Consider the following 18217-nt stretch of genomic DNA (forward strand, 5'->3'; position numbering starts at 1 on the left):
GCCGCAGACCGATGGTCTGCGGCTCTCGTTCTTGCATGGGACGGTGCCCGCCAGTGCACCTCTCGGCAGGTGGCCGCTCGTAGCGGCGAAAGGGGTGGTACCCGGGGCATTGGGACCGAACACCGTCGGCCTGTCCAACGACGGAGGCACCGGAGGTATTCCGGTGGCGCCAGCTGCACGGTCGGGCGCCTGTGAATGGGTTTCGGTTGCCGTTCGGACTCGGGTCGGTCCGGGCGCTGCGGTTCTAGGTGGTCGAGCGGATCGTCCGGGCGCGGATGCCGAGGAAGAACGGGATAGCGGTGCCGATGCCGACGGTGAAGGTCATCAGCACGCTCACCCACCACCATCCGCGAATGCCGAGTCGCCCGGCTTCGGCTCGAGCCCACAGGTGGAAGCCGACCACCACCAGGATCAAGTCGACCATCGCGAAGCGACCGGGCATGGTGGACCAGATCTTGCCCACGAAGAAGTCGGCTGCGGAGCGTGGTCCGTTCTGCGCGACGTAGGGCAGGGCGATCGCGTTCTGCGCGACCCCGGCCGCGGCGGCGAGCGCCATCAGCCGGCGTTCTTCGGACAAGGTCATCGAACACTCCTCGGTTGGTCGTCGAGACGGTGAACGGTCGGGCTGGTTGACTGTAGCGGTGAGTGAGACACGACGTAGCACTAACTTCGTGCCGACTGTGGGTGCCCGCGTCACAGTGACCCTGACCGACGCCGGCCCCGGCTCGGATGGGCACACCACGTCGCCGGGCGTGGTGGTGGAGGACTTCGGGGCGGAGGTGCTGTCGGGCGACGACCTCGGCCGCGACTGGGGCCTCGCCCGGCGGTGGGCGGTGGCGCTCGATTCCGGCCGGCTGGTCTTCGTCGACACTGCCAACCTTGCACCGGTTCGGCCGTAACCCAACGACCCACGGAACCCATCCACCGCTGCCGACGACGAGAAGGAACCGCTGTGATTCGCCATCCCCGCTGTCGGGACACCTCGTCGTCGTCCACCCCGTGCGGGGGTCTGCTCGGTTCCGGTGACCGCGTCACCCTCGACCGGGAGGAAGCACGGCAGCGGTCGTGGGTCTGCACCGTCGATCCCACGCACAACCCCGACGGTTCATCGCCGCGCCCCTCGCACGAGGCCGGCCGGTAGCGCGCTGCGGTTCAGCGGGGATCGTGCAGCCACGGTCGGTCGGCGCGGTCGTCGTCGGCGACGTCCTGAGCGAGCGACGACGGCCGCTGCGGCTGTTCCGGGCGCTCGGTGGCCGCCGATCGCCGCGACCGGTCGTGTCCGCGCACCAGCATGGACATCGCGATGAGGGCGAACACCACGGTCAGAAACAGTCCGCCGTCGGCGGCGGTGAGGTTCCCTCCCGATGCGAACCCGCGGTCGGCGGTCGCGTTACCGATCAGCATCACCGAGCACATCGCGACCACCAGGACGAGCAGGGCGAGGGTCAGCTTGGTCAGCAGCGGCATCGAACTGGTGGCCTTACGGAAGTCGGGCACGTCGGAGATACCTCTTTCGTCTGGTGGGTCGGACGGTGTCACGGGGCACCGACACGAGCCGGCAGTGTGGTCCATCTTCTCGTCGAGTAGGGCGGACGCGATGCGGCCGTCGCCGTCGGCGCGTAGTGCACGGTGCGCTCAGCGGGGATCGTGCAGCCACGGTCGGTCGGCGCGGTCGTCGGCGGCGACGGTGCGGGTGAGCGACCACGGGTGGCGCAAGGACGCGGGAGCGGCCGATGCGCGCCGCGCGGTGGCCCTCCTGCTCACCAGGTACGCACGGGCGAAGATCGCGACCATCAGGAGCAGCGCGGCGGGTCCGATCATGAGTTCCCACCCGGGTCCGGGCCCACGGCCGACCGCGTCGTTCGTGTATTTCGCCAGCACCACCCCTGCCCACGCGCATTGCACCAAGTACAGCGAGACCAGCAGCACGGGGAGCAGCCTCGTCGACAGCATCGGCTCGAGTGTTCGGGCGGGGGCCTTGTGGAAGTCGGTCACGGTGGGGTCCTCTCGTTGTCCGGTCGGTGAAGGCCACGTCTCGTCACGGGTCACCGACACCTCGTAGGTCATCGCCGGCGCACCCGATTGACACCGATCACGACCAGGACCACGGGGCACAGGATCAGCACTACGGCGGGGACGCTGGTGGCGCGGACAGCGAGCGGCAGAACGACGGCGAACAGCAGCACGGCGGCGGCGATGGCGGCGAGGCCGGGGCCGCCGAGGTAGGTGCGGACGCGGCGGTCGGCGGCGGCGATCCGCTCGCCGATCGGGCGGTGGTCGGTCATCGTGTCCTCCGGTTCCGGGCGGGGCGGGTGAGGTGGTCTGGGGCGGGCACCCAGGTGCCGGTGTGGCCGTCGTAGACGCGGCCGTCGTCGGTGACGTGGCGGGTGTCGTGGTCGGGTCGGTTGGCGGTGCGGGTGGCGGGGTCGTCGACGTCGAGGGGTGTGCCGCGTGTGCTGTAGGCGCGGCCGGCCCACACCATCCCGGCCAGCTCGGGCACGGTCCCGTCGGATCGGCGGCCGGTGGCGGTGATCTCGTCGCGGCGGGCGCGGCAGGCGTCGATGATCGGGCACAGGGTGCGGCATTCGCGGACGGCGATGCGGATTTCGTGGATCGGGGCGCGGTCGGTGTCCCACAGTCGGGGGTCGATCCGGCACGGCGCCTCCACCATGCGCCCGTCCTCGTCGTGGGCGAACCACCCGGCGGGGAGCGCGGCACCCGCGGCGTCGCCGGTCACGACCGCTCCCCCTCACCCTGCACGGCACCGCCGGATCGGAATGTGTTGAGGCGGTTCCACGCGGCGCGCTGTTGGCGGCCGAGCTGGACCATGTAGTCGAACAACTCCTCCTCCGGCCCTTGTTCGGCGGCCTGGGTGATGCGCTGTCCGGCGATGTGGAACGACCGCCGGTAGGACTGGGAGAGCACGATGTCGGCGTAGTGCGCGGCGGAGACGGCGGGGGCGTCGGCGGTGACGACGTCGGCGAGCACCCGCCGCAGCGGGGCGTCCTTCTGCCCTCCCCCGGCGCGGTGGATCACCGCAGCGACGGAGGCGGGGTCGTGCGGCCGGTTCTCGGTGATGAGGGCGGCAATGATGGTGAACAGTTCCGCGTGTGCGGGGTTGGCGAAGTCGCCGGGGGTGAGGGCGGTGGCGACACGGGTCGTGTCGGCGGACTCGGCGGACCACATGAGGGCGCAGAGGGTGAGCGATTCCGGGTCGGTGCGCGGGTCCAGCTCGTCGAGCTCTTGGGCGGTGGGGTCGCCGGCCGGTGCGGCGACGGGCGCAGTGTCGGGTGCCAGGTCGAGGACCGCAGCGTCGTGGCCGGCGGGGTGCTCGTCGGGGCCTTCGGTGGGGACGGCTCGGAGTGCGCTCACGGCTCTCACCTGCTCTCGGGGTCGGATCGGTCGGGGTTACGGGGTGCTGGTGCGGTCGGGGGGCGTGGGCCACGGTCCGGCGATGACGGTTCCGCCGGCGGTGTCGGCGGCGAGTTCGGCCTCGATCTGCTCGGCGATCCAGTCGTGGTCGTAGTGGGCCTGGGTGGCGTAGTGGGTCATGGCGGGTGCGTCCTTCCTGCGGTGGGGGTGTCGGGTCAGGCGGCGGCGAGTGCGGCGATGCGGGTGTCGCGGTAGCCGGACCAGTGGGTGCTCTCGTCGACGACGACGACGGGGGCGGCGAGGTAGCCGAGGGCCATGACGTAGTCGCGGGCGTCGGTGTCGAGGGTGATGTCGACGGCGGTGTAGTCGATGCCGGCCTTGTCGAGTGCGCGGAAGGTGGCCTTGCACTGGACACAGTTCGGCTTGGTGTAGACGGTCACTGCGGACATTTCTCGGGCCCTTTCGGTATTCGCTGGGATTGCGTCTATTCTATTTCAGCGGTGGATATTCGGCCAGTCGTGGGCGGGTTTATTCGATAACGATTCGGCGCACCGTGCGTACCGCTCTTTTCGTATTTGCATTTCGCTTCGCGGCGGCATTTCGCATTCGGCGGGGGCGGTCCGGCGCTGTGTGCGTGGCCGCCCCCGGTCGGGCGTGTGGTCAGTCCTCGTCCCATCGTTCGCCGGCGTAAGTGGGGTCGAAGTCGGCCGGCGGGTGCTGGGGGTAGCGTCGCCGGATCTCTTCCTCGCGGTCGAGGCGGGCGTCCCAGTGCCGGTCACAGCGAGAGAACGGTGTTCCGCTGCCGCTGAGCGACATTCGTGGCTCGACGGTGCCGTGGCAGGGTGTGGTCCCGCGCTCGATGCAGTCGGTGTGGGTGGTGGTGTCGGGCATGGCTTCTCCTGTGGTCGGCGGTGGTGGGTGACCCCCTTGTCGGTGGCCTTCCCCCTCGTTCTTTCGCCGTCATCCGGCGTGGTGGAGAGTCGGCGGTGCGAGTGGCCGTGCGCCATTGTTCGAGACGACAAAGTTTTCGGGCGCCGGAGCGCAGCGCAGGTGTGGGTGCCCGAAAAGTTTTCGGACCCCGGAGGGGCCGGTAGGTCGGATATTGGCGTGTACGGCCGGGAGTGCCGCAGAATCGGAATGCGCAGGATGTGCCGAAAGAACAGTGTTTCTTCTTTTCTGCACGGAGCGCAGCGGAGTTCCGCCTGTGGGGTTGGTCTTCTCGCCGGCCCGCCAGGGGCGGCGAGACGACGGAAAGTCGGTGGTGCGGTTCTACGATCGGGGTATGGAGCGGTCGTCTTTGGAGTCGAGGTTGTCGGAGCTGGTGCACGCGGCGGTGCCGCCGTCGGATTTGGCGGTCGCGGCGATCGTGGCGGGTGTTCCGGTGGAGCAGACTCAGCCGCGAGGGCTGCGGAACGTCGATGTGGTGTGGCCGCAGGACGAGGTCGAGCAGTAGGAGCTCGCTCGCGTTCCGAGCTGCCGGGGCTGTCGTTTCGGTCCGGTGCGTTCGGGTAGGCGGTGCGCGGACGCGGTCGAACCCGGGTATTGACCGCTCCGTGGTGCGGGGTTCAAACCGGACAGCTCACGTGCCGGGGCCGTCGGCCGATTCTCGTAGGTCCGGTCGGCGGCCTCTCCCGGTGTAGTACGACCGGCGACGGAACGTTGCGGGGTGAGTGTGACGCGAAGGCGCTGGCCGGGGCTCGATGCCCCGACCGGCGCGTCCCGCCCCGCGGGCCGGACCGACGCGCCCGGGGGCGACCCCGTCGGTGGGGTCGCCCCGGGCGGGGGTCAGTCGCGGTCGGGTGCGCCGGGGAGGTGTGCGCCGGTGAGGGCGCGGATCGTGTCGGGGTCGAGGGCGAGTCCGACACTGCGCACGTCGGTGGGGGTCATTCCGGCGTCGATTGCTCGGCGGAGCAGGTCGAGCAGGTGGGACCGGGCGGTTCCGGTGGCGACGGTTTCGGCGTCGGCGGCGTCGTAGGCGATCTGGGTGACGGCGCCGTTGCCGGAGCAGTGGGCGAGCCACCCGGCGAGGATGAGGGCGTTGACGCGGGCCTGGCCGCGGCTGTGGGTCGCCACGGCGGTCGCGACCTCGAGTGCGGCGGTGGTGCCGTAGGTGGCGAGCCGGAACATCGCATCGCGCACCGGCACGGCGGTGATGATCGCGGCGGTGCGGGCGATCAGGCGCGCGTCGGGCAGCTCGTCGGCGTAGACGACGGCGGCGAGTTCTTCGAGGACCGGGCCGGGGTTGGTGGCGGCGGTGTCGTCGGCGGGGATGTGGTCGGCGCGGGCGAAGCGGCGGGCAATGTCGGCGCGGCTGCGTTCGATGCGCTGGCCTCGGGCGATCTGCTCGACCGCCACGCGGGAGGCGGTGGGGTCGACGGGGTGCGTCTCGAGGGTGCGGACGCTGAGCGCGGTGGTCGGCGCGGCGAGGGTGGGGACGTAGAACAGTCCGGCCACGGCCGCGTGCTGGTCGAGCAGGTCGGCGAAGTCCTTGCCGGTGGTGATCGCGTCGTGCATGTCGGCTTCGTCGGCGACGACGACCACGATGACCCCGTCGACGTCGTTGCGGGTGGCGGCGTCGGTGATGGTGGCGGCTCCGGCCGTGTCGGCTTCGCCCAGGTCCATGCGCGCGGTGAACGCGACCGTGGCGCGGCCGGTGCCCGCTTCGGTGCGGAGGGCGAAGACGACGGCCGATCCGGCGGCGGGGACGTAGCCGAGCAGGGCGGGGATTCCGGCGAGCAGGTCGGCGGCGGTGCGGATGGTGATGCGGTCTTGCGTCATGGTTCGGGCCTTTCGAGTGGGTGGGTGTTCGTCGGTGGGGTGTGTCAGGACCGGAGGGCGCGGCGGGCGGCGCGGCGGTCGTAGCGGGCGCTGGCCTTCTTGACCGTGCGCCGGATCTTCGGTGAGCCCTGCTTGTGGATCAGGTGGTCGATCTCGTCGGCGGTGGTGGTGTGCTGTGCGCGCATAACGGGTGCTCCCCTTCCGGAACTGGTGTCGGTGCGGAGTCGGTGGCCCTTCCCCGCGTTCTTTCGCCGTCATCTGGCGTGGCGTAGAGGAGGCGGTGCGAGTGACCGGCGCCAGCATTCGAGCCGAAAAGTTTCCAGCCGGAGGCGCTTTGGAAAGTTTTCGGACCCCGTAGGGGCCGGAGCGCAGCGGAGGTCGGGTGTTGGCGGTAAGGGAGGGAGTGCCGCAGCATCGGAGTAGCCAGATGTGCCGAAAGAACGATGCTCTTTCAGGGTGCGGAGCGCAGCGGAGCTCCGATCAGGGACGCCCGCAGGGCGGCCGGCGCCCGGCCGGCTACGGCCGGCCTGCGATGCGACACTGCCGGCCGCGGGTGCCACCTACGCCCGATGCCTGTCCGGCGCTTCGCGTGCATCGTCAACTGGCGGTTACCCGTCTCGGGCCGAGCCCCCATCACACCTCCGAGCGGTTGTGACCGGGTTCGATGCTCGACGGTCGGCTGCACGACCAGGCCGGCCACCTCCCGCGTGTGCGGTGCATGTGGTGACTGTGCGGGAGCGACGGATCTGGACCACGTTGCGCGGGTCGCGGTAGCCCGGATTATTGATTGTTTTTTGATGCCTTCATATTTGGCCAGTGTAATTACGTGATGGGCTCGCATTTCCTGGTTCATGGTAATATCAGTTGTTTCAGTCGAAACGGTCGGACGACATCCAAAGCGGCTCTGACCAGCGCAGACAGTTTGTCTGAGTTCATATCGCGGCGCACAAAGAATGGTGCAATGTGATATTATAGAAGTAGGGGACGGAAACACTTTCCGGAGCCGTCAATATGGTGGTTCGTAGCCCTGGCAGTAATGCACGACCGAAAAGTTAGGACGCCTACAAATGTACGCAGAACAGCATTTCGAGAAAAACCCAACAAGAAAGGAGTACCGATGGTATTCAATAATAGAAGAAGCGGCAGCAACGCCGAGGGCGAGAACGAGGACGGCCACTCCGGGCCTGAGAGATCCAACTACGGCAGGGTCAAGTTCTGGGTGAAGGAGTTCCTGGACTGGTTGGAGATGTTCTGCCAGTTCCTGCGCTTGATGAAGAACGACTGGGTTGAGGGAGCCAGAAACATCACGGATCCGCTTATGGACGTGGCTGGCGATTTGTACTCATTGTGGTTCAACGTTGTTGCACACGTTGATATTTGCGTGACCTGGCCGCAGGCGGCGGTGGCCGTTGCGGCGGCGGCGTTGGTGGCGTTGTGGTGCTGGTGGCAGCAGCGCAGGGCGGGGTGAAGGGCGCGTGCAGCCCGTGAGGGCCGCATGCGTTCCGGCGGGTGGGGTGCGTCAGCACCCCATCCGCGGGGTCACTGTGCGGAGCGCAGCGGAGCTCAATGCCCTTGGGTCGGCCGCGGAGCGGCCTGGCCCTGGGGTCAGGTGGCGGTGAGGTGTGTGCGGGGGATGCGGAAGGTGTAGGCGCCGGGGGCTGTGGCGTCGGTTCCGGTGGGTGTGACGGTGGCGTGGGTGTCGTCGAGGTCGACGATTTCGAAGGTGCTGGTTGCGCTGGGGTGGAGGGTGATGTGGTCGCCTGGTTGCACGGCCGGTGACGGTAGCGCGGGGCACCGACTAAGTGGTCGCACAGGAAGTCTCGAGTCGAACCTACTGGCCCGTAGACATTTCTGATGTTGGACATTACTGTCCAACAATTATGTTGCATACGTCACAGACGGGTCGGTCGCGCACAGCTGCGGTAGCCGTAGCGGCGGCCCTCGCGCTGATGCTCGGGTGGTCGTCGGTCGCGGCGACACCGAGTGCGGTCGCCGCACCCGCCCTTCCCGACATCAGCGAGCCGACGCCGCCCGCGGATTCGTTCTACGACCGCCCGGCCGACCTTGACGAAGCCGCGCCGGGCGAGGTCTTGCGCAGCCGCCCCGTCGCCGTGCGCGCACTGCAACTGCTGCCCATCGCAGTCGATGCGTGGCAACTGCTCTATCGCACCACCGCCGCCGACGGGAGTCCGGACGCAACGGTGACCACCGTGATGATTCCGCGCGGCGCCTCGCCGAAGAAGCTGTTGTCCTATCAAGCTGCCACCGATGCGACCCTGCGTGAATGCAACCCGTCCTACAGTCTCACGCAGGGTTTGCCGATCGACTTCTCCGTTCCGGCCGGCCCGCTGACCCTGACGCTCCCCGGTGTCGAAGTACTCCTGGCCACCTCGGGGCTCGCCCAAGGGTGGGCCGTGACCATGCCCGATCACGGGGGCGTGGACGCTCGATTCCTCACCCCTCGCCAGCCGGGATTCGCTGTCCTCGACGGCATCCGCGCAGCGCAGTCGTTCTCCCCTGCTGGTCTCGAACCGAACGGCCCGACGGCGTTGTGGGGTTACTCCGGCGGCGCCATCGCCAGCAGCTGGGCGGTGGAGGAAAAAGAGGAGTACGCACCGGAACTGAACATCGTGGGAGCGGCGTTCGGGGCGCCCGAGCGTGACCTCGAAGCCTCGCTGCAGTCAGCGAACGGCGGCTTGCTCGCGGGTCTGATTCCGGTCGCTTTGAACCGTCCTGGTCCTGATGGAGACTTCGTTCAGGCCACCTCGCGGTCGGAGGCGGCGGTGGAGCTGTTCTGACGGTAGTCGTTCTCGTACTCGATGGGCGAGGTGTAGCCGATCGAGGAGTGCACCCGGGTGGTGTTGAACCAGTGCACCCACGCCGCGGTCTCCCGCTCGACCTCCGCGCGCCCGGTCCACGACCGTTGGCGGTCGATCAGCTCCGACTTGTAGAGTCCGATCGTCGATTCCATCAATGCATTGTCGAGCGCGTCACCGACCGACCCGATAGATCCGGCGATGCCGGACTCGGCGAGAGCCTCGCTCAGGGCAATCGACGTATATTGCGACCCGGCGTCGCTGTGGAACACCAAACCCGTTGCTGTGAAAGCGAAGTCGGCCCGTCGGCGAGTGAACAACGCTTGCTCGAGGACACCGGTCACCAGCGGTGTCGCCTTGGTCGTCATCACCCGCCACCCCAGGATCCGGCGGGAGAACACATCCACGACGAAGGAGGTGTACACGAACCCTGCCAGCGTCCAGCAGTAGGTGAAATCAGCAACCCACCACTGATCCGGGCGGTCCGGCAGGGCCCATCGCCGGTCGATCAGGTCCGGATGCCGCGGCGCCCGGTCGTCGCGTTCGGTGGTGATCGTGCGCCGGCGGCCCCGCACCACTCCGACGGCTCCGCAGATACTCATAAGCCGGCCGACCTGATCACGGCCGACGTCGTGACCGGCACGTTTCATGGTGTGCCACATCTTGCGCACCCCGTATAGGCGCCGGTTCGCCACGAACATCGTGTGGACGGTGTTCGCGGCGTACGCCTCGACCAACGCGGCGGCGGAGACGGTGCCGCGCTTCTTGGCGGCGTAGTAGGTGGACGGGGCGATCTTCGTTCCGTGCTCGGTGAGCACGGAACAGATCGGGGCGACCCCGAATCGGTCGCGGTAGCCGTCGATGTAATCGACGATCACCGCAGTCGGCGGTCGACCTCCGCCGCCGCGAAAAACGCCGATGCTGTCTTGAGAATCTCGTTGGCCCTGCGCAATTCGGCATTCTCACGCTGCAACTTTTTCAGCTCGGCATCGCGATCGGATACCGTCGACGTCCCTTCGGGCAGATCGTCACGATCAATTCTGTCGATCCAATTGCGCAACGTCTCGGGTTTGACATCGAGCAACGCACCGACGTGCTTGCGAGCCGCCAGCTTCGAATCACCGTGCTCGGCGACCCGTTCCCGATACATCCTCACCGCCCGCTGGCGGGTCTCCTCGTCGAACTTCCTCGGTGCTGCCATGACTGCATTCTCCTGGTGAGATCACAGTCTCCACCAGACCCAGGACGGTTCACTTTGTCCGCGATGGCCAAGGACTCCCCCGAGTTCGCGGCCGCACTGGACCCCTATCTCACCGATCGCGGTCGAGCCATCGTGGCCGATACACGTCAACACTGTCTCGCGCAGAACGTGTTGTCGAACATCTGGTTCGACTACCGCGCATACCTGAACGCACCACTCGAGGCCGTGCTCGCGCAACCCGACATCGCTCGCGCGATCAGCGACAGGGGCATCTCCGGACGCGCCTCCTCGGTGCCGACCTACGTCTACAACGGCGTCACGGAAGAAGTCGCGCCGGTCAGCGGCACCGACAAATTGGTCCGGTCCTACTGCGAGGCAGGATCGTCGGTGACCTACCGCCGCGAGGAGCTCCCGCCTGCGTTGCCGACGCAGATCTACAGCACACACGGGACGGTGGCCGTTTCCGGCGCACCCGGGGCGTTCGACTGGCTGAAATCCAGGCTCGACGGTGCACCCGCATCACCGGGGTGCGATATCCAAACGGTGCCGAGCACACTGATCGAGCAACGATCGCTGGCACGCCTCGGTCCCATGGTCTCGGCTGCACTCACAACGCTCCTCGGGCTGCCCCCTCAGTGAACCGGCCACGACCGGTACAACAGGCTTCACCGCCCCACGACGCACTTAAGGCAGAGCTGTTTCCGTGCGTGTACACCCCCTCCGGCGTGGTCAGGCGGGCGCGTCTCGGTCACGGTGGCCGGCGGCGGTCTGTCCGCCGGTATGGTCGGCGTCTGGAGTGATGGCGTTGCTGGGGCACCACTGTTGGACGTGGAGGGTGCCGTGTCCGTTGCCGGTGTGCAGTTCGATGTCGCAGAGGCCGATCCAGTCACCGGCGGTGGTGCGGATCCACACCCGTAGTTGTCCGGGGGCGTCGCCGATGAGGGCGATGCCTTCGGCTTTGACGCGCAGGGCGAGTCCTTGGCGCATGGATCGGGGTGTGCGGGCGAAGGCGCGGCCGAGGTCGATGGTGACCGGGAGGGGTGGGTCGAAGGTCTTGCGGGGTTCGGGGGTGTGGCGGACGGGCCATTCCTGAAACATGTCCGCTCCCCTGCCCTACCTGCATCGTTCCCGGGTTGGGTGTGTGCGGGGCCGAACGCTTCCCGTGGCGACCGGGGGGTGGTGCGCCACCGCCCGGCCCCGCGGGGTCGACTGTAGCAGAGCATCGAACTCACGTTCGATACTCTGTTGGTGTCAGCGTCGGGTGCGGCGCAGCGGAGTGGTGTCGCGCCACGCGGCGAGGGGCCCGTCGCCGGTGGCCAGGTGCCGGTGCTGGCGCAGGAGCGTGGCGACGTCGGCGTGCTCGCGGCGCAGCTGCGGGTCGTCGGGGTCGTAGCCGTCAGCGATGAGGGCGTATCGGGCGTCGGTGTCGACGTCGTAGTCCGGCGTCCCCGGGTGTTCGGTCACGCTTGGTCGCTGGGCGTGGTGCGGGCGAGGTGGATTGCGACGCGGGTGCCGGCGGCGGCGATGACGGCGGCGAGGACGGTGACGGTGCCGCCGATGATCCAGTGGGCGGGGTTGTGCGGGTCGTCGAAGCGGGTGAGGAGTCCGGCGGCAGCGAGGACGACGCCGGCGACGATGGCCGCGTATGCGGCGGCGCGGTGTCGGGGTGCGGTGAGCCGGGTGGTGGCGTAGGCGGCGGCGACGATCAGTGCGAGGCCGAGGTAGGTCAGCATGGTTCCCCCCTGAGTGCTGGTCTGTTCGTGGTGGTGGTCAGTGTGCCGTAGGGGTGCGACAGGGTGCCGCGCCCGAGGACGTGCGCCCCGGCGGGTGGTGCGCCCCGTGGGGGGAGCGCGAGGGGGCGCTCCCCCTCGCCCCGACCCGGGGACGGGTCCCGGCGGCGACGCCCCCTGGGCGGTTGCCCCGCCGCCGGTGGTGCGGGTGCCCCCTGTTGTGGGGGCACCCGCACCGGGTGTCACTCGGTGACGGCGGTGACTTCGGCGTAGGCGTCCTCCGCGGTGTGCTCGCCGGTGACGATCTTCTCCACCGGGCCGGTGGTGTAGCCGTGCTCGGTGAGGAACGCCAGGTACCGGGCGGCTCCCCTGGGGAGGCCGTCGCGGGTCCAGCGGGTCTGCGGGCTGGCCCGCCACCACGACTTGTCCGACCCGGCCATGCGCGCTTCGAGCGCGGTCAGCACCAACGCCAGAGTGAGCACCTGCGCCTTCGCGTCGGTGGCGGTCTCGAGCATCGCCGCGATTCCGGCGCTGGTGTCCGCCCCGGGCAGCACCTCACGCAGCACCTCTCCGGCCTTGCCTTCGGTGAGCAGGTCCGGCGATCCGGCCAGGGTCGCCGCCGTCCACACCGCCGCACCCTTCGGCGCAGTCTTACGGGTCAGGAGCGTCTTGATGTGCTCGCGGCGCAGCGTGGTCTCGGCGAGACCGGCGGCGTTGAGGGCCTTGACCTGCCGCCGCTCGGCGCGCTGGGCTTCGGCTGCCTCGTCGGCGCGGCGAGCGGCTGCGGCCGCGTCGTCGTCCCCTGCACCGCTGGCGGCGGTGACGGGTTCGGGGCGGGTGGTGCGGTAGCCGTCCCGCTCGGCGTCCTCCGGGGTGATCCAGTACGACGCCTCCCACGTCCACCCTTCCTTCACGGTGTCGGGGTGCCGCAGTCCCTCGGCGGGGACGGCGTCGGGGCCGTCTGCGTCCCAGTCGACGGTGCCCTCGTCGACCGGCTCACCGCTCTCGGCGTCGACCCACGCCTCGACGCGATCCGCCCACACCGACCAACGCTCAGGGTGGGCGGTGGGGTCGACCGCCTCGCCCTCGGCGGTGCGGACCTCACCGGCGTAGAGCCACACGTCCTCCCCCGTCTCCGGGTCGGTCTCAAGGACGGGGTGCCCGGCCTCGCCGTAAGGGACCAGCGCCTTGGCTCGCTCGCGGGCGGTCTTGCGGTCCTCGGTGAGCCGCCGCGCCAGGTGCGGGAAGTTGAACGGGCAGCGCTCGGCGGCGTCGAGCAACTGCGCGACGGCGTCGGTGTCGCCCAGCTGCTCGAACGAGGAGATGATCGAGGCGTGCTCGAGGTCGAGTTGCCCGGCGTCGAGGGCGCTACGGGCGGCGGCGGACCCCCCGACCTTGGCGGCGGTCTTGGCCGCTTTCTGCGTCATCGACAACGCCTGCGCGGTCTCCTTCACGCTGACCCCGAGGTCGAGCAACTGCGCCACCCCGGCGGCGCGTTGCCCGTCGGTGAGGCCGCTGCGCTGGTCGTTGGAGACGATCTGCTCCACGATGCGACTGACCTGCGCGCCCCGGGTGTCGGTGTCCTGCTCGCGCACGATCACCGGCACCGTCGCCGCCCCGACCTCGGCGGCAGCGAGGGTGCGGCGCTGTCCGTCGACGACGGCGAGGGTGCCGTCCTCCCTCCGGACGGCGAGGATCGGGTGCAACACCCCGTGCTCGCGGATGGAGTCCACGAACTCGGGGGTGGCGTCGAGGTCGACGCTGTCGCGGACGTTCTCGGCCACGTCGAGGGTGGTCGGGTCCACCCGCACCAGCACCGCGTCGGCGGCGGGTTCGGTTGCGGGGGTGGCGTTCTGAGTTGGTGCGTTCATGGTGGGTGTCTCTCCTGCTAGGGTTCTCGGTGAGACACCGGGCAGATTCGAGCTGTCCGGTGTTTTTCTTCTCTGGGTGGTGCTGGTCGGGGTGAATCACCCTGGGGTTGGTGGGCCTCTCCCCCTCCCGCACGAGTGCGTCACCGGACGAGCCTCGGTGCGGCCTGCTCGGCGGCGGTGATCTGCTCCTCGGTGGCCCCGTTCTCACGGGCGGTGCACGCCCAGTAGGCGACTCCGTCGCGGTGGGCGGCTTCGGTGGACGACTCCGGATCGGCAGCGGCGTGCTCGGCGCGTGCGGTGTAGGCGGTGACCTGTCGCAGTGCGTGCTCGCGGACCCGCAGCGCGGCGGCGGCGACGGCAGCGCGTGCGGCGGTCTCGAAATCCCCTGTGACAGTGACGGTGCGGCTCATGGTGAGCACTCCCCTTTCTCCCTCGGCGTTCTTTCGCCGTGCATCCGGCGTGGCGTAGAGGAGGCGGTGCGAGTGACCGATGCCAGTACACGATCCGAAAAGTTCTCAGCCGAAGGCGCTTTGAGAAGTTTTCGGACCCCGCAGGGGCCGGAGCGCAGCGGAGGTCGGGTGTTGGCGATGAGGGAGGGAGTGCCGCAGCATCGGAGGTAGCCGGATGTGACGAAAGAACGTCCCTGCTTGTCACAGGGCGGAGCGCAGCGGAGCTACGATCAGGGGACGCCCGCAGGGTGGCCGGCGCCCGGCCCCCGGCCGGCCACCCCGCACGACCAGTAGCCGCCGACACCAGCGGGCAGCGACACCCGCCGGCCGCGACCCGGCCCCGGATACGAAGAAGGCCCGCACCCTGGTGGGTGCGGGCCTTACTCGGGGCGTGCGGTTCTACCGACTCGGAGTCGGTGGTGCGGAGTCCTTGCCGGCGGCGACGTCGCGGAGCCACTGCGGTACGGGCTTGTTGTCGTACTCGCGGAGCTTGATCGACGCGCGAGCGGCGGCGGACCGGACCTGCATCGACCGCGCCTTGCGGGGCGTGGGGTTCTCGGTGGTCGTCATCGCGGGTCCTCCTCGTCGGTGTCGGTACCAGTGTCGTCGGTGTCGTCCGGCTGCGCTAGGCCTGCCGGTCCAGCGGCGTAGTCGGCGATGGTCTGCAGAGTGTCTCGGTCGGTGGCCGCGATGAACGGCGTTCGGGCCACGGTCCCGAACACTTCCCATCCGAGCGTCGCTTCGTCGTCGTCCTTGCTGACGGTGCGCTCGAGACACCACGTGATGCGCTGCCAGGACTGGGCGCGGTTGTCGGCGCGGGTGCGTTGGCGGACGGTGAGGGCGACCCCGACGACGGCGAGGACGCCGACGATCAGGGTCACCCAGGCTTGAGCGGGCATCGGGTGGGCTTTCCTTCCAGGTCAAGGCGGTCAGGTCTCGGCCGCGTCGGTGGTGTCGGTGCCGGGTTCGGTCTCGGTGGGGTCGAGGGCGTCGGCGAGCTCGTGCACCGTAGCGAGGACGGCGCGGGCGGTGTCGGCGACGGCGGTCGTGTCGCCGTTCGCCCATCCGGCGACGTAGCCGACGCTGTACGCGGCGGTATCGAGTCCGAGGATCCCGGCCAGGACGTAGGCGACGGATTCGGCTTCGATCTCCATCCGCCCGCGGTGCAGGTCTCGCCGGTCCTCGGCGGTGAGGGTGTCGGCGGCGTGCATGAGGGCATGCGCGGCTTCGTGGAGCATCGTCTTCGCCGCCTGGGCGGGGGCGAGTCGGGCGTCGACGACGATCCGGCGGCTCCCGTCGGTGGTGGTGTAACCGTTGGTCTCCCCCGCGATGATCTCGCGGGTGACGGTCCACCCACGGGCGGCCATGACGGCGGCGGTGCGGTCATGGATCGCGGCGGGGTCGTCGCCGGTGAGGCGGCGGGCGACCGGCTCGGGCTGCGGGTGCCCCTCGATGGGGTCGGTCTGTCCCTGGTCGAAGACGGACAGGATCGGGAACGCGGGGACCTTGCGGGTGCTTTCGTCGCCGGTGTCGGGGTCGGTGTCGGTGACGGTGCGGGTGCTGTAGCCGTAGATGCGGATCGCCTTCTCACCCTTGCGGACCTGGCGGCCGAGTTTCTGCCAGGCGCGGAGCCCGGCCACCTGCGTCGCGGTGGGGCGCTGAGCGAGGATCAGCAGGACGTTGTTGAACAAGTGTGCGGAATAGCATCAGCTGCACGATCCCGCTCCGGTGTGTGCGGACAGAGCTTCGCATCGGCCGAGGTGTGCGTTCACTGGGTGTTCATTTGACCCTTGATTCGCCGAACGTCAATATAGACGCATGTCGAAACATGCCGAGCCCATCGTGGCGGCAGGTAGCGGGTGCTGCTCCCCGCTGGTCCGCGAACCCCTGACCACCGATTGGGCCGGGGATCTGGCTCGGATGTTCAAGGCACTCGGCGATCCCGTCCGTCTGCGCCTGCTGAGCCTGGTGGCCAGTCACGAGAGCGGCGAGGCGTGCGTGTGCGACATCTCCGGGTCCTTCGACCTGTCACAGCCGACCATCTCCCATCACCTCAAGGTGCTCCGCGAGGCCGGACTGTTGGACTGCGAGCGCCGCGGAACGTGGGTCTACTACTGGGTGATCCCCGCTGCGCTGCAGCAGTTGTCGTTCGTGCTCGCCGCTGCGGATCCGACCGCCGACGACGCCACCTCGACTGCCGGGCTGGTGACGGCATGAGCACCGCGGCGAACACCACCGACCACCCCGCCGTCGTCGGCAAGCTCTCCACCCTCGACCGCTTCCTCCCGGTGTGGATCGGCGTCGCGATGGTCGTCGGGCTGCTGCTCGGTCGCATGATCCCCGGGATGAACGACGCTCTGTCGTCCATCTCCGTCGACGGCGTCTCCCTCCCGATCGCGATCGGCCTGCTGATCATGATGTACCCGGTGCTGGCCAAGGTCCGCTACGACCGCCTCGACACCGTCACCGGCGACACGAAGCTTCTGCTGGGTTCCCTTGCCCTGAACTGGATCCTGGGCCCCGCGCTGATGTTCGCCCTCGCCTGGCTGTTCCTCCCCGACCTGCCCGAATACCGCACCGGACTGATCATCGTCGGACTCGCCCGGTGCATCGCGATGGTCATCATCTGGAACGACCTCGCCTGCGGCGACCGCGAAGCTGCAGCCGTCCTCGTGGCGATCAACTCGGTCTTCCAGGTGGTCATGTTCGCCGTCCTCGGCTGGTTCTACCTCTCGGTTCTCCCCGGCTGGCTCGGACTCGACCAGACCACCATCGAGGCGTCGCCGTGGCAGATCGCGAAATCCGTGCTGATCTTCCTGGGCATCCCGTTGATCGCCGGATTCGCCTCGCGGTACTTCGGCGAACGCGCCAAGGGCCGCGACTGGTACGAGACGTCGTTCATCCCGAAGATCGGGCCGTGGGCGCTCTACGGGCTGCTGTTCACCATCGTCATCCTCTTCGCCCTGCAGGGCGACCGCATCACCTCCCAGCCCCTGGACGTCGTCCGTATCGCGCTGCCGCTGCTGGTGTACTTCGCGGTGATGTGGGGTGGCGGATACGCTCTCGGTGCCGCGATGGGCCTGGGCTACGAGCGCACCACGACGCTGGCCTTCACCGCGGCGGGCAACAACTTCGAGCTCGCGATCGCCGTCGCGATCGCCACCTACGGGGCGACCAGCGGACAAGCACTCGCCGGCGTCGTCGGACCCCTCATCGAAGTCCCCGTGCTCGTGGGCCTGGTCTACGTCTCGCTCGCTCTTCGGAAGCGCTTCACACCTTCGCCGGCCGCGACCGCGTCGGCGCCCGAACGCAAGGAATCGTGATGTCCGAGCACCGCGCACAACCGGAACTGCTCATGCCGCAGGCGGTCCTGACCCGCACCGCGCAGACACTGTCGGAGAAGTACGCCGGCATCTTCTCCCCGCAGACGGTGGAGCGGTACGTCTTCGAGTCCTACACCGCACTGCGCCGCACCTCGAAAATCCACACCCACCTGACCACCCTCGCAGGACGCTTCGCCGCCGACCGGCTCACTGCACTCGCTCAGTCGACCGGCGACGCCCCGAAGGAAGTGCCGGAGGTGCTGTTCATCTGCGTGCACAACGCGGGCCGCTCTCAGATGGCGGCGGCACTGCTGACCCACCACGGCGCCGGGCGCGTCCATGTCCGCTCCGCCGGGTCCGCGCCCACCTCCGCGATCAACCCGGTCGTCGTCGAGGCAATGAACGAGCTGGGCATCGACCTCGGCGATGCGTATCCGAAGCCACTCACCGACGACGTCGTCGCCGCCGCGGACGTCGTGGTGTCGATGGGCTGCGGCGACGCCTGCGCCGTCTACCCCGGAAAGCGGTACCTGGACTGGGATCTCGACGACCCCGACGGCAAAAACCTCGACGAGGTGCGCCGCATCCGCGACGACCTCGACGCCCAGATCACCACGCTCCTCGCCGAGCTGAGCACCCCTGCACACGCCTGACACGTCACCGCTGCTGAACACCCG

General features: G+C 68.9%; 29 protein-coding genes and 1 other annotated feature. Of the genes, 8 read left to right on the top strand and 21 right to left on the bottom strand.

Going from position 1 to position 18217, the window contains the following annotated elements:
- Positions 1–244 precede the first annotated feature (244 nt).
- Positions 245–583: a DUF2834 domain-containing protein gene (locus A3Q40_RS16510; RefSeq protein ID WP_068103826.1), complete on the bottom strand. Its 339-nt coding sequence runs from the start codon at positions 581–583 to the stop codon at positions 245–247.
- Positions 584–680: 97 nt separating this feature from the next.
- On the opposite strand from A3Q40_RS16510, the gene A3Q40_RS16515 reads away from it, so the two are divergent.
- Positions 681–899, top strand: a complete 219-nt coding sequence (locus tag A3Q40_RS16515; protein WP_371831482.1) for a hypothetical protein — start codon at positions 681–683, stop codon at positions 897–899.
- A 253-nt stretch (positions 900–1152) separates the two neighbouring features.
- Here the strand turns inward: A3Q40_RS16515 and A3Q40_RS16525 are convergent, their stop codons facing one another.
- The 8 genes from A3Q40_RS16525 to A3Q40_RS16555 form a co-directional block, all read right to left on the bottom strand.
- The gene (locus A3Q40_RS16525; RefSeq protein WP_068103833.1) at positions 1153–1497 is read right to left on the bottom strand and encodes a hypothetical protein; all 345 of its coding nucleotides are present in this window, start codon (positions 1495–1497) and stop codon (positions 1153–1155) included.
- 138 nt (positions 1498–1635) lie between these two features.
- Positions 1636–2067 carry a hypothetical protein gene (locus A3Q40_RS16530; RefSeq protein WP_068103835.1) on the bottom strand — a complete coding sequence of 144 codons (432 nt, stop codon included), beginning with the start codon at positions 2065–2067 and terminating at the stop codon, positions 1636–1638.
- Entirely contained in the window at positions 2064–2285 is a 222-nt protein-coding gene (locus A3Q40_RS16535) for a hypothetical protein (protein ID WP_068103837.1), read from the bottom strand. Before A3Q40_RS16535 ends, A3Q40_RS16530 begins: the two co-directional genes overlap by 4 nt.
- Positions 2282–2737: a hypothetical protein gene (locus A3Q40_RS16540; protein ID WP_068103839.1), complete on the bottom strand. Its 456-nt coding sequence runs from the start codon at positions 2735–2737 to the stop codon at positions 2282–2284. Before A3Q40_RS16540 ends, A3Q40_RS16535 begins: the two co-directional genes overlap by 4 nt.
- A complete protein-coding gene (locus A3Q40_RS16545) occupies positions 2734–3372 on the bottom strand; it encodes a DnaB-like helicase N-terminal domain-containing protein (protein ID WP_235606337.1) in 639 nt (212 codons plus the stop codon). Before A3Q40_RS16545 ends, A3Q40_RS16540 begins: the two co-directional genes overlap by 4 nt.
- A gap of 36 nt (positions 3373–3408) precedes the next feature.
- Positions 3409–3552 carry a hypothetical protein gene (locus A3Q40_RS20425; RefSeq protein WP_157889646.1) on the bottom strand — a complete coding sequence of 48 codons (144 nt, stop codon included), beginning with the start codon at positions 3550–3552 and terminating at the stop codon, positions 3409–3411.
- A gap of 35 nt (positions 3553–3587) precedes the next feature.
- The gene (gene nrdH, locus A3Q40_RS16550) at positions 3588–3821 is read right to left on the bottom strand and encodes a glutaredoxin-like protein NrdH (protein ID WP_068103841.1); all 234 of its coding nucleotides are present in this window, start codon (positions 3819–3821) and stop codon (positions 3588–3590) included.
- Positions 3822–4032: 211 nt separating this feature from the next.
- Positions 4033–4263 carry a hypothetical protein gene (locus A3Q40_RS16555; protein ID WP_068103843.1) on the bottom strand — a complete coding sequence of 77 codons (231 nt, stop codon included), beginning with the start codon at positions 4261–4263 and terminating at the stop codon, positions 4033–4035.
- A gap of 391 nt (positions 4264–4654) precedes the next feature.
- Between A3Q40_RS16555 and A3Q40_RS16560 the strand changes: the two genes are divergently transcribed.
- Positions 4655–4825, top strand: coding sequence for a hypothetical protein (locus A3Q40_RS16560; RefSeq protein WP_157889647.1), 171 nt, complete (start codon positions 4655–4657; stop codon positions 4823–4825).
- Between the two features lie 332 nt (positions 4826–5157).
- On the opposite strand, the gene A3Q40_RS16565 is transcribed toward A3Q40_RS16560, so the two are convergent.
- Both A3Q40_RS16565 and A3Q40_RS20430 read right to left on the bottom strand, forming a co-directional pair.
- Complete coding sequence (locus A3Q40_RS16565) at positions 5158–6150, bottom strand: DUF4192 family protein (protein ID WP_068103847.1); 993 nt, start codon at positions 6148–6150, stop codon at positions 5158–5160.
- A gap of 44 nt (positions 6151–6194) precedes the next feature.
- Positions 6195–6335 carry a hypothetical protein gene (locus tag A3Q40_RS20430; RefSeq protein ID WP_157889648.1) on the bottom strand — a complete coding sequence of 47 codons (141 nt, stop codon included), beginning with the start codon at positions 6333–6335 and terminating at the stop codon, positions 6195–6197.
- 932 nt (positions 6336–7267) lie between these two features.
- On the opposite strand from A3Q40_RS20430, the gene A3Q40_RS16570 reads away from it, so the two are divergent.
- Positions 7268–7618 (top strand): hypothetical protein, encoded by a 351-nt coding sequence (locus A3Q40_RS16570; protein ID WP_068103849.1) that lies wholly within the window; start codon positions 7268–7270, stop codon positions 7616–7618.
- A 137-nt stretch (positions 7619–7755) separates the two neighbouring features.
- On the opposite strand, the gene A3Q40_RS20435 is transcribed toward A3Q40_RS16570, so the two are convergent.
- Entirely contained in the window at positions 7756–7920 is a 165-nt protein-coding gene (locus A3Q40_RS20435) for a hypothetical protein (RefSeq protein ID WP_157889649.1), read from the bottom strand.
- Positions 7921–8099: 179 nt separating this feature from the next.
- On the opposite strand from A3Q40_RS20435, the gene A3Q40_RS16575 reads away from it, so the two are divergent.
- Entirely contained in the window at positions 8100–8948 is an 849-nt protein-coding gene (locus tag A3Q40_RS16575; protein ID WP_068103851.1) for a lipase family protein, read from the top strand.
- Here A3Q40_RS16575 and A3Q40_RS16580 read toward each other — a convergent pair.
- Positions 8906–10167 (bottom strand): IS3 family transposase gene (locus tag A3Q40_RS16580; protein WP_157889537.1). Its coding sequence is split into 2 segments (ribosomal slippage): positions 8906–9873 and positions 9873–10167, totalling 1263 coding nucleotides; the frame shifts between segments, so codons are not numbered across the junction. The two genes, A3Q40_RS16575 and A3Q40_RS16580, sit on opposite strands and share 43 nt — an antisense overlap.
- Positions 9752–9883 (bottom strand) — a sequence feature (AL1L pseudoknot). It overlaps the preceding gene by 132 nt.
- A 63-nt stretch (positions 10168–10230) precedes the next feature.
- On the opposite strand from A3Q40_RS16580, the gene A3Q40_RS16590 reads away from it, so the two are divergent.
- Positions 10231–10806: a lipase family protein gene (locus tag A3Q40_RS16590; protein ID WP_068103854.1), complete on the top strand. Its 576-nt coding sequence runs from the start codon at positions 10231–10233 to the stop codon at positions 10804–10806.
- Between the two features lie 90 nt (positions 10807–10896).
- Here the strand turns inward: A3Q40_RS16590 and A3Q40_RS20440 are convergent, their stop codons facing one another.
- The 8 genes from A3Q40_RS20440 to A3Q40_RS16625 all read right to left on the bottom strand — a co-directional run bounded on the left by A3Q40_RS20440 (position 10897) and on the right by A3Q40_RS16625 (position 15908).
- Positions 10897–11265, bottom strand: a complete 369-nt coding sequence (locus A3Q40_RS20440; protein ID WP_068103855.1) for a hypothetical protein — start codon at positions 11263–11265, stop codon at positions 10897–10899.
- A 153-nt stretch (positions 11266–11418) separates the two neighbouring features.
- Positions 11419–11631, bottom strand: coding sequence for a hypothetical protein (locus A3Q40_RS16600; protein WP_068103858.1), 213 nt, complete (start codon positions 11629–11631; stop codon positions 11419–11421).
- The gene (locus tag A3Q40_RS16605; protein ID WP_068103860.1) at positions 11628–11900 is read right to left on the bottom strand and encodes a hypothetical protein; all 273 of its coding nucleotides are present in this window, start codon (positions 11898–11900) and stop codon (positions 11628–11630) included. Before A3Q40_RS16605 ends, A3Q40_RS16600 begins: the two co-directional genes overlap by 4 nt.
- 239 nt (positions 11901–12139) lie before the next feature.
- On the bottom strand, positions 12140–13768 hold the full coding sequence (locus tag A3Q40_RS16610; protein ID WP_068103862.1) for a ParB/RepB/Spo0J family partition protein: 1629 nt from the start codon (positions 13766–13768) through the stop codon (positions 12140–12142).
- A gap of 140 nt (positions 13769–13908) precedes the next feature.
- The gene (locus tag A3Q40_RS16615) at positions 13909–14178 is read right to left on the bottom strand and encodes a hypothetical protein (RefSeq protein WP_157889650.1); all 270 of its coding nucleotides are present in this window, start codon (positions 14176–14178) and stop codon (positions 13909–13911) included.
- Between the two features lie 438 nt (positions 14179–14616).
- Complete coding sequence (locus A3Q40_RS20445) at positions 14617–14787, bottom strand: hypothetical protein (RefSeq protein WP_157889651.1); 171 nt, start codon at positions 14785–14787, stop codon at positions 14617–14619.
- Positions 14784–15116, bottom strand: a complete 333-nt coding sequence (locus A3Q40_RS16620; RefSeq protein ID WP_068103866.1) for a hypothetical protein — start codon at positions 15114–15116, stop codon at positions 14784–14786. Before A3Q40_RS16620 ends, A3Q40_RS20445 begins: the two co-directional genes overlap by 4 nt.
- 30 nt (positions 15117–15146) lie before the next feature.
- Positions 15147–15908: an ImmA/IrrE family metallo-endopeptidase gene (locus A3Q40_RS16625; RefSeq protein WP_082833976.1), complete on the bottom strand. Its 762-nt coding sequence runs from the start codon at positions 15906–15908 to the stop codon at positions 15147–15149.
- A 127-nt stretch (positions 15909–16035) separates the two neighbouring features.
- Between A3Q40_RS16625 and A3Q40_RS16630 the strand changes: the two genes are divergently transcribed.
- From A3Q40_RS16630 to A3Q40_RS16640, 3 genes are read left to right on the top strand one after another with little or no spacing between them, the layout of a single operon-like run.
- Complete coding sequence (locus A3Q40_RS16630) at positions 16036–16434, top strand: ArsR/SmtB family transcription factor (protein ID WP_068103868.1); 399 nt, start codon at positions 16036–16038, stop codon at positions 16432–16434.
- Positions 16431–17540 (top strand): ACR3 family arsenite efflux transporter, encoded by a 1110-nt coding sequence (gene arsB / locus A3Q40_RS16635; protein WP_068103870.1) that lies wholly within the window; start codon positions 16431–16433, stop codon positions 17538–17540. Before A3Q40_RS16630 ends, arsB begins: the two co-directional genes overlap by 4 nt.
- Complete coding sequence (locus A3Q40_RS16640) at positions 17540–18193, top strand: arsenate reductase ArsC (protein WP_068103872.1); 654 nt, start codon at positions 17540–17542, stop codon at positions 18191–18193. The genes arsB and A3Q40_RS16640 overlap by 1 nt, the downstream gene beginning before the upstream one ends.
- The last annotated feature ends 24 nt before the right edge of the window (positions 18194–18217 follow it).

Origin of the sequence: Rhodococcus sp. PBTS 1, assembly GCF_001620025.1 — a bacterium.
Classification (GTDB): domain Bacteria; phylum Actinomycetota; class Actinomycetes; order Mycobacteriales; family Mycobacteriaceae; genus Rhodococcoides; species Rhodococcoides kroppenstedtii.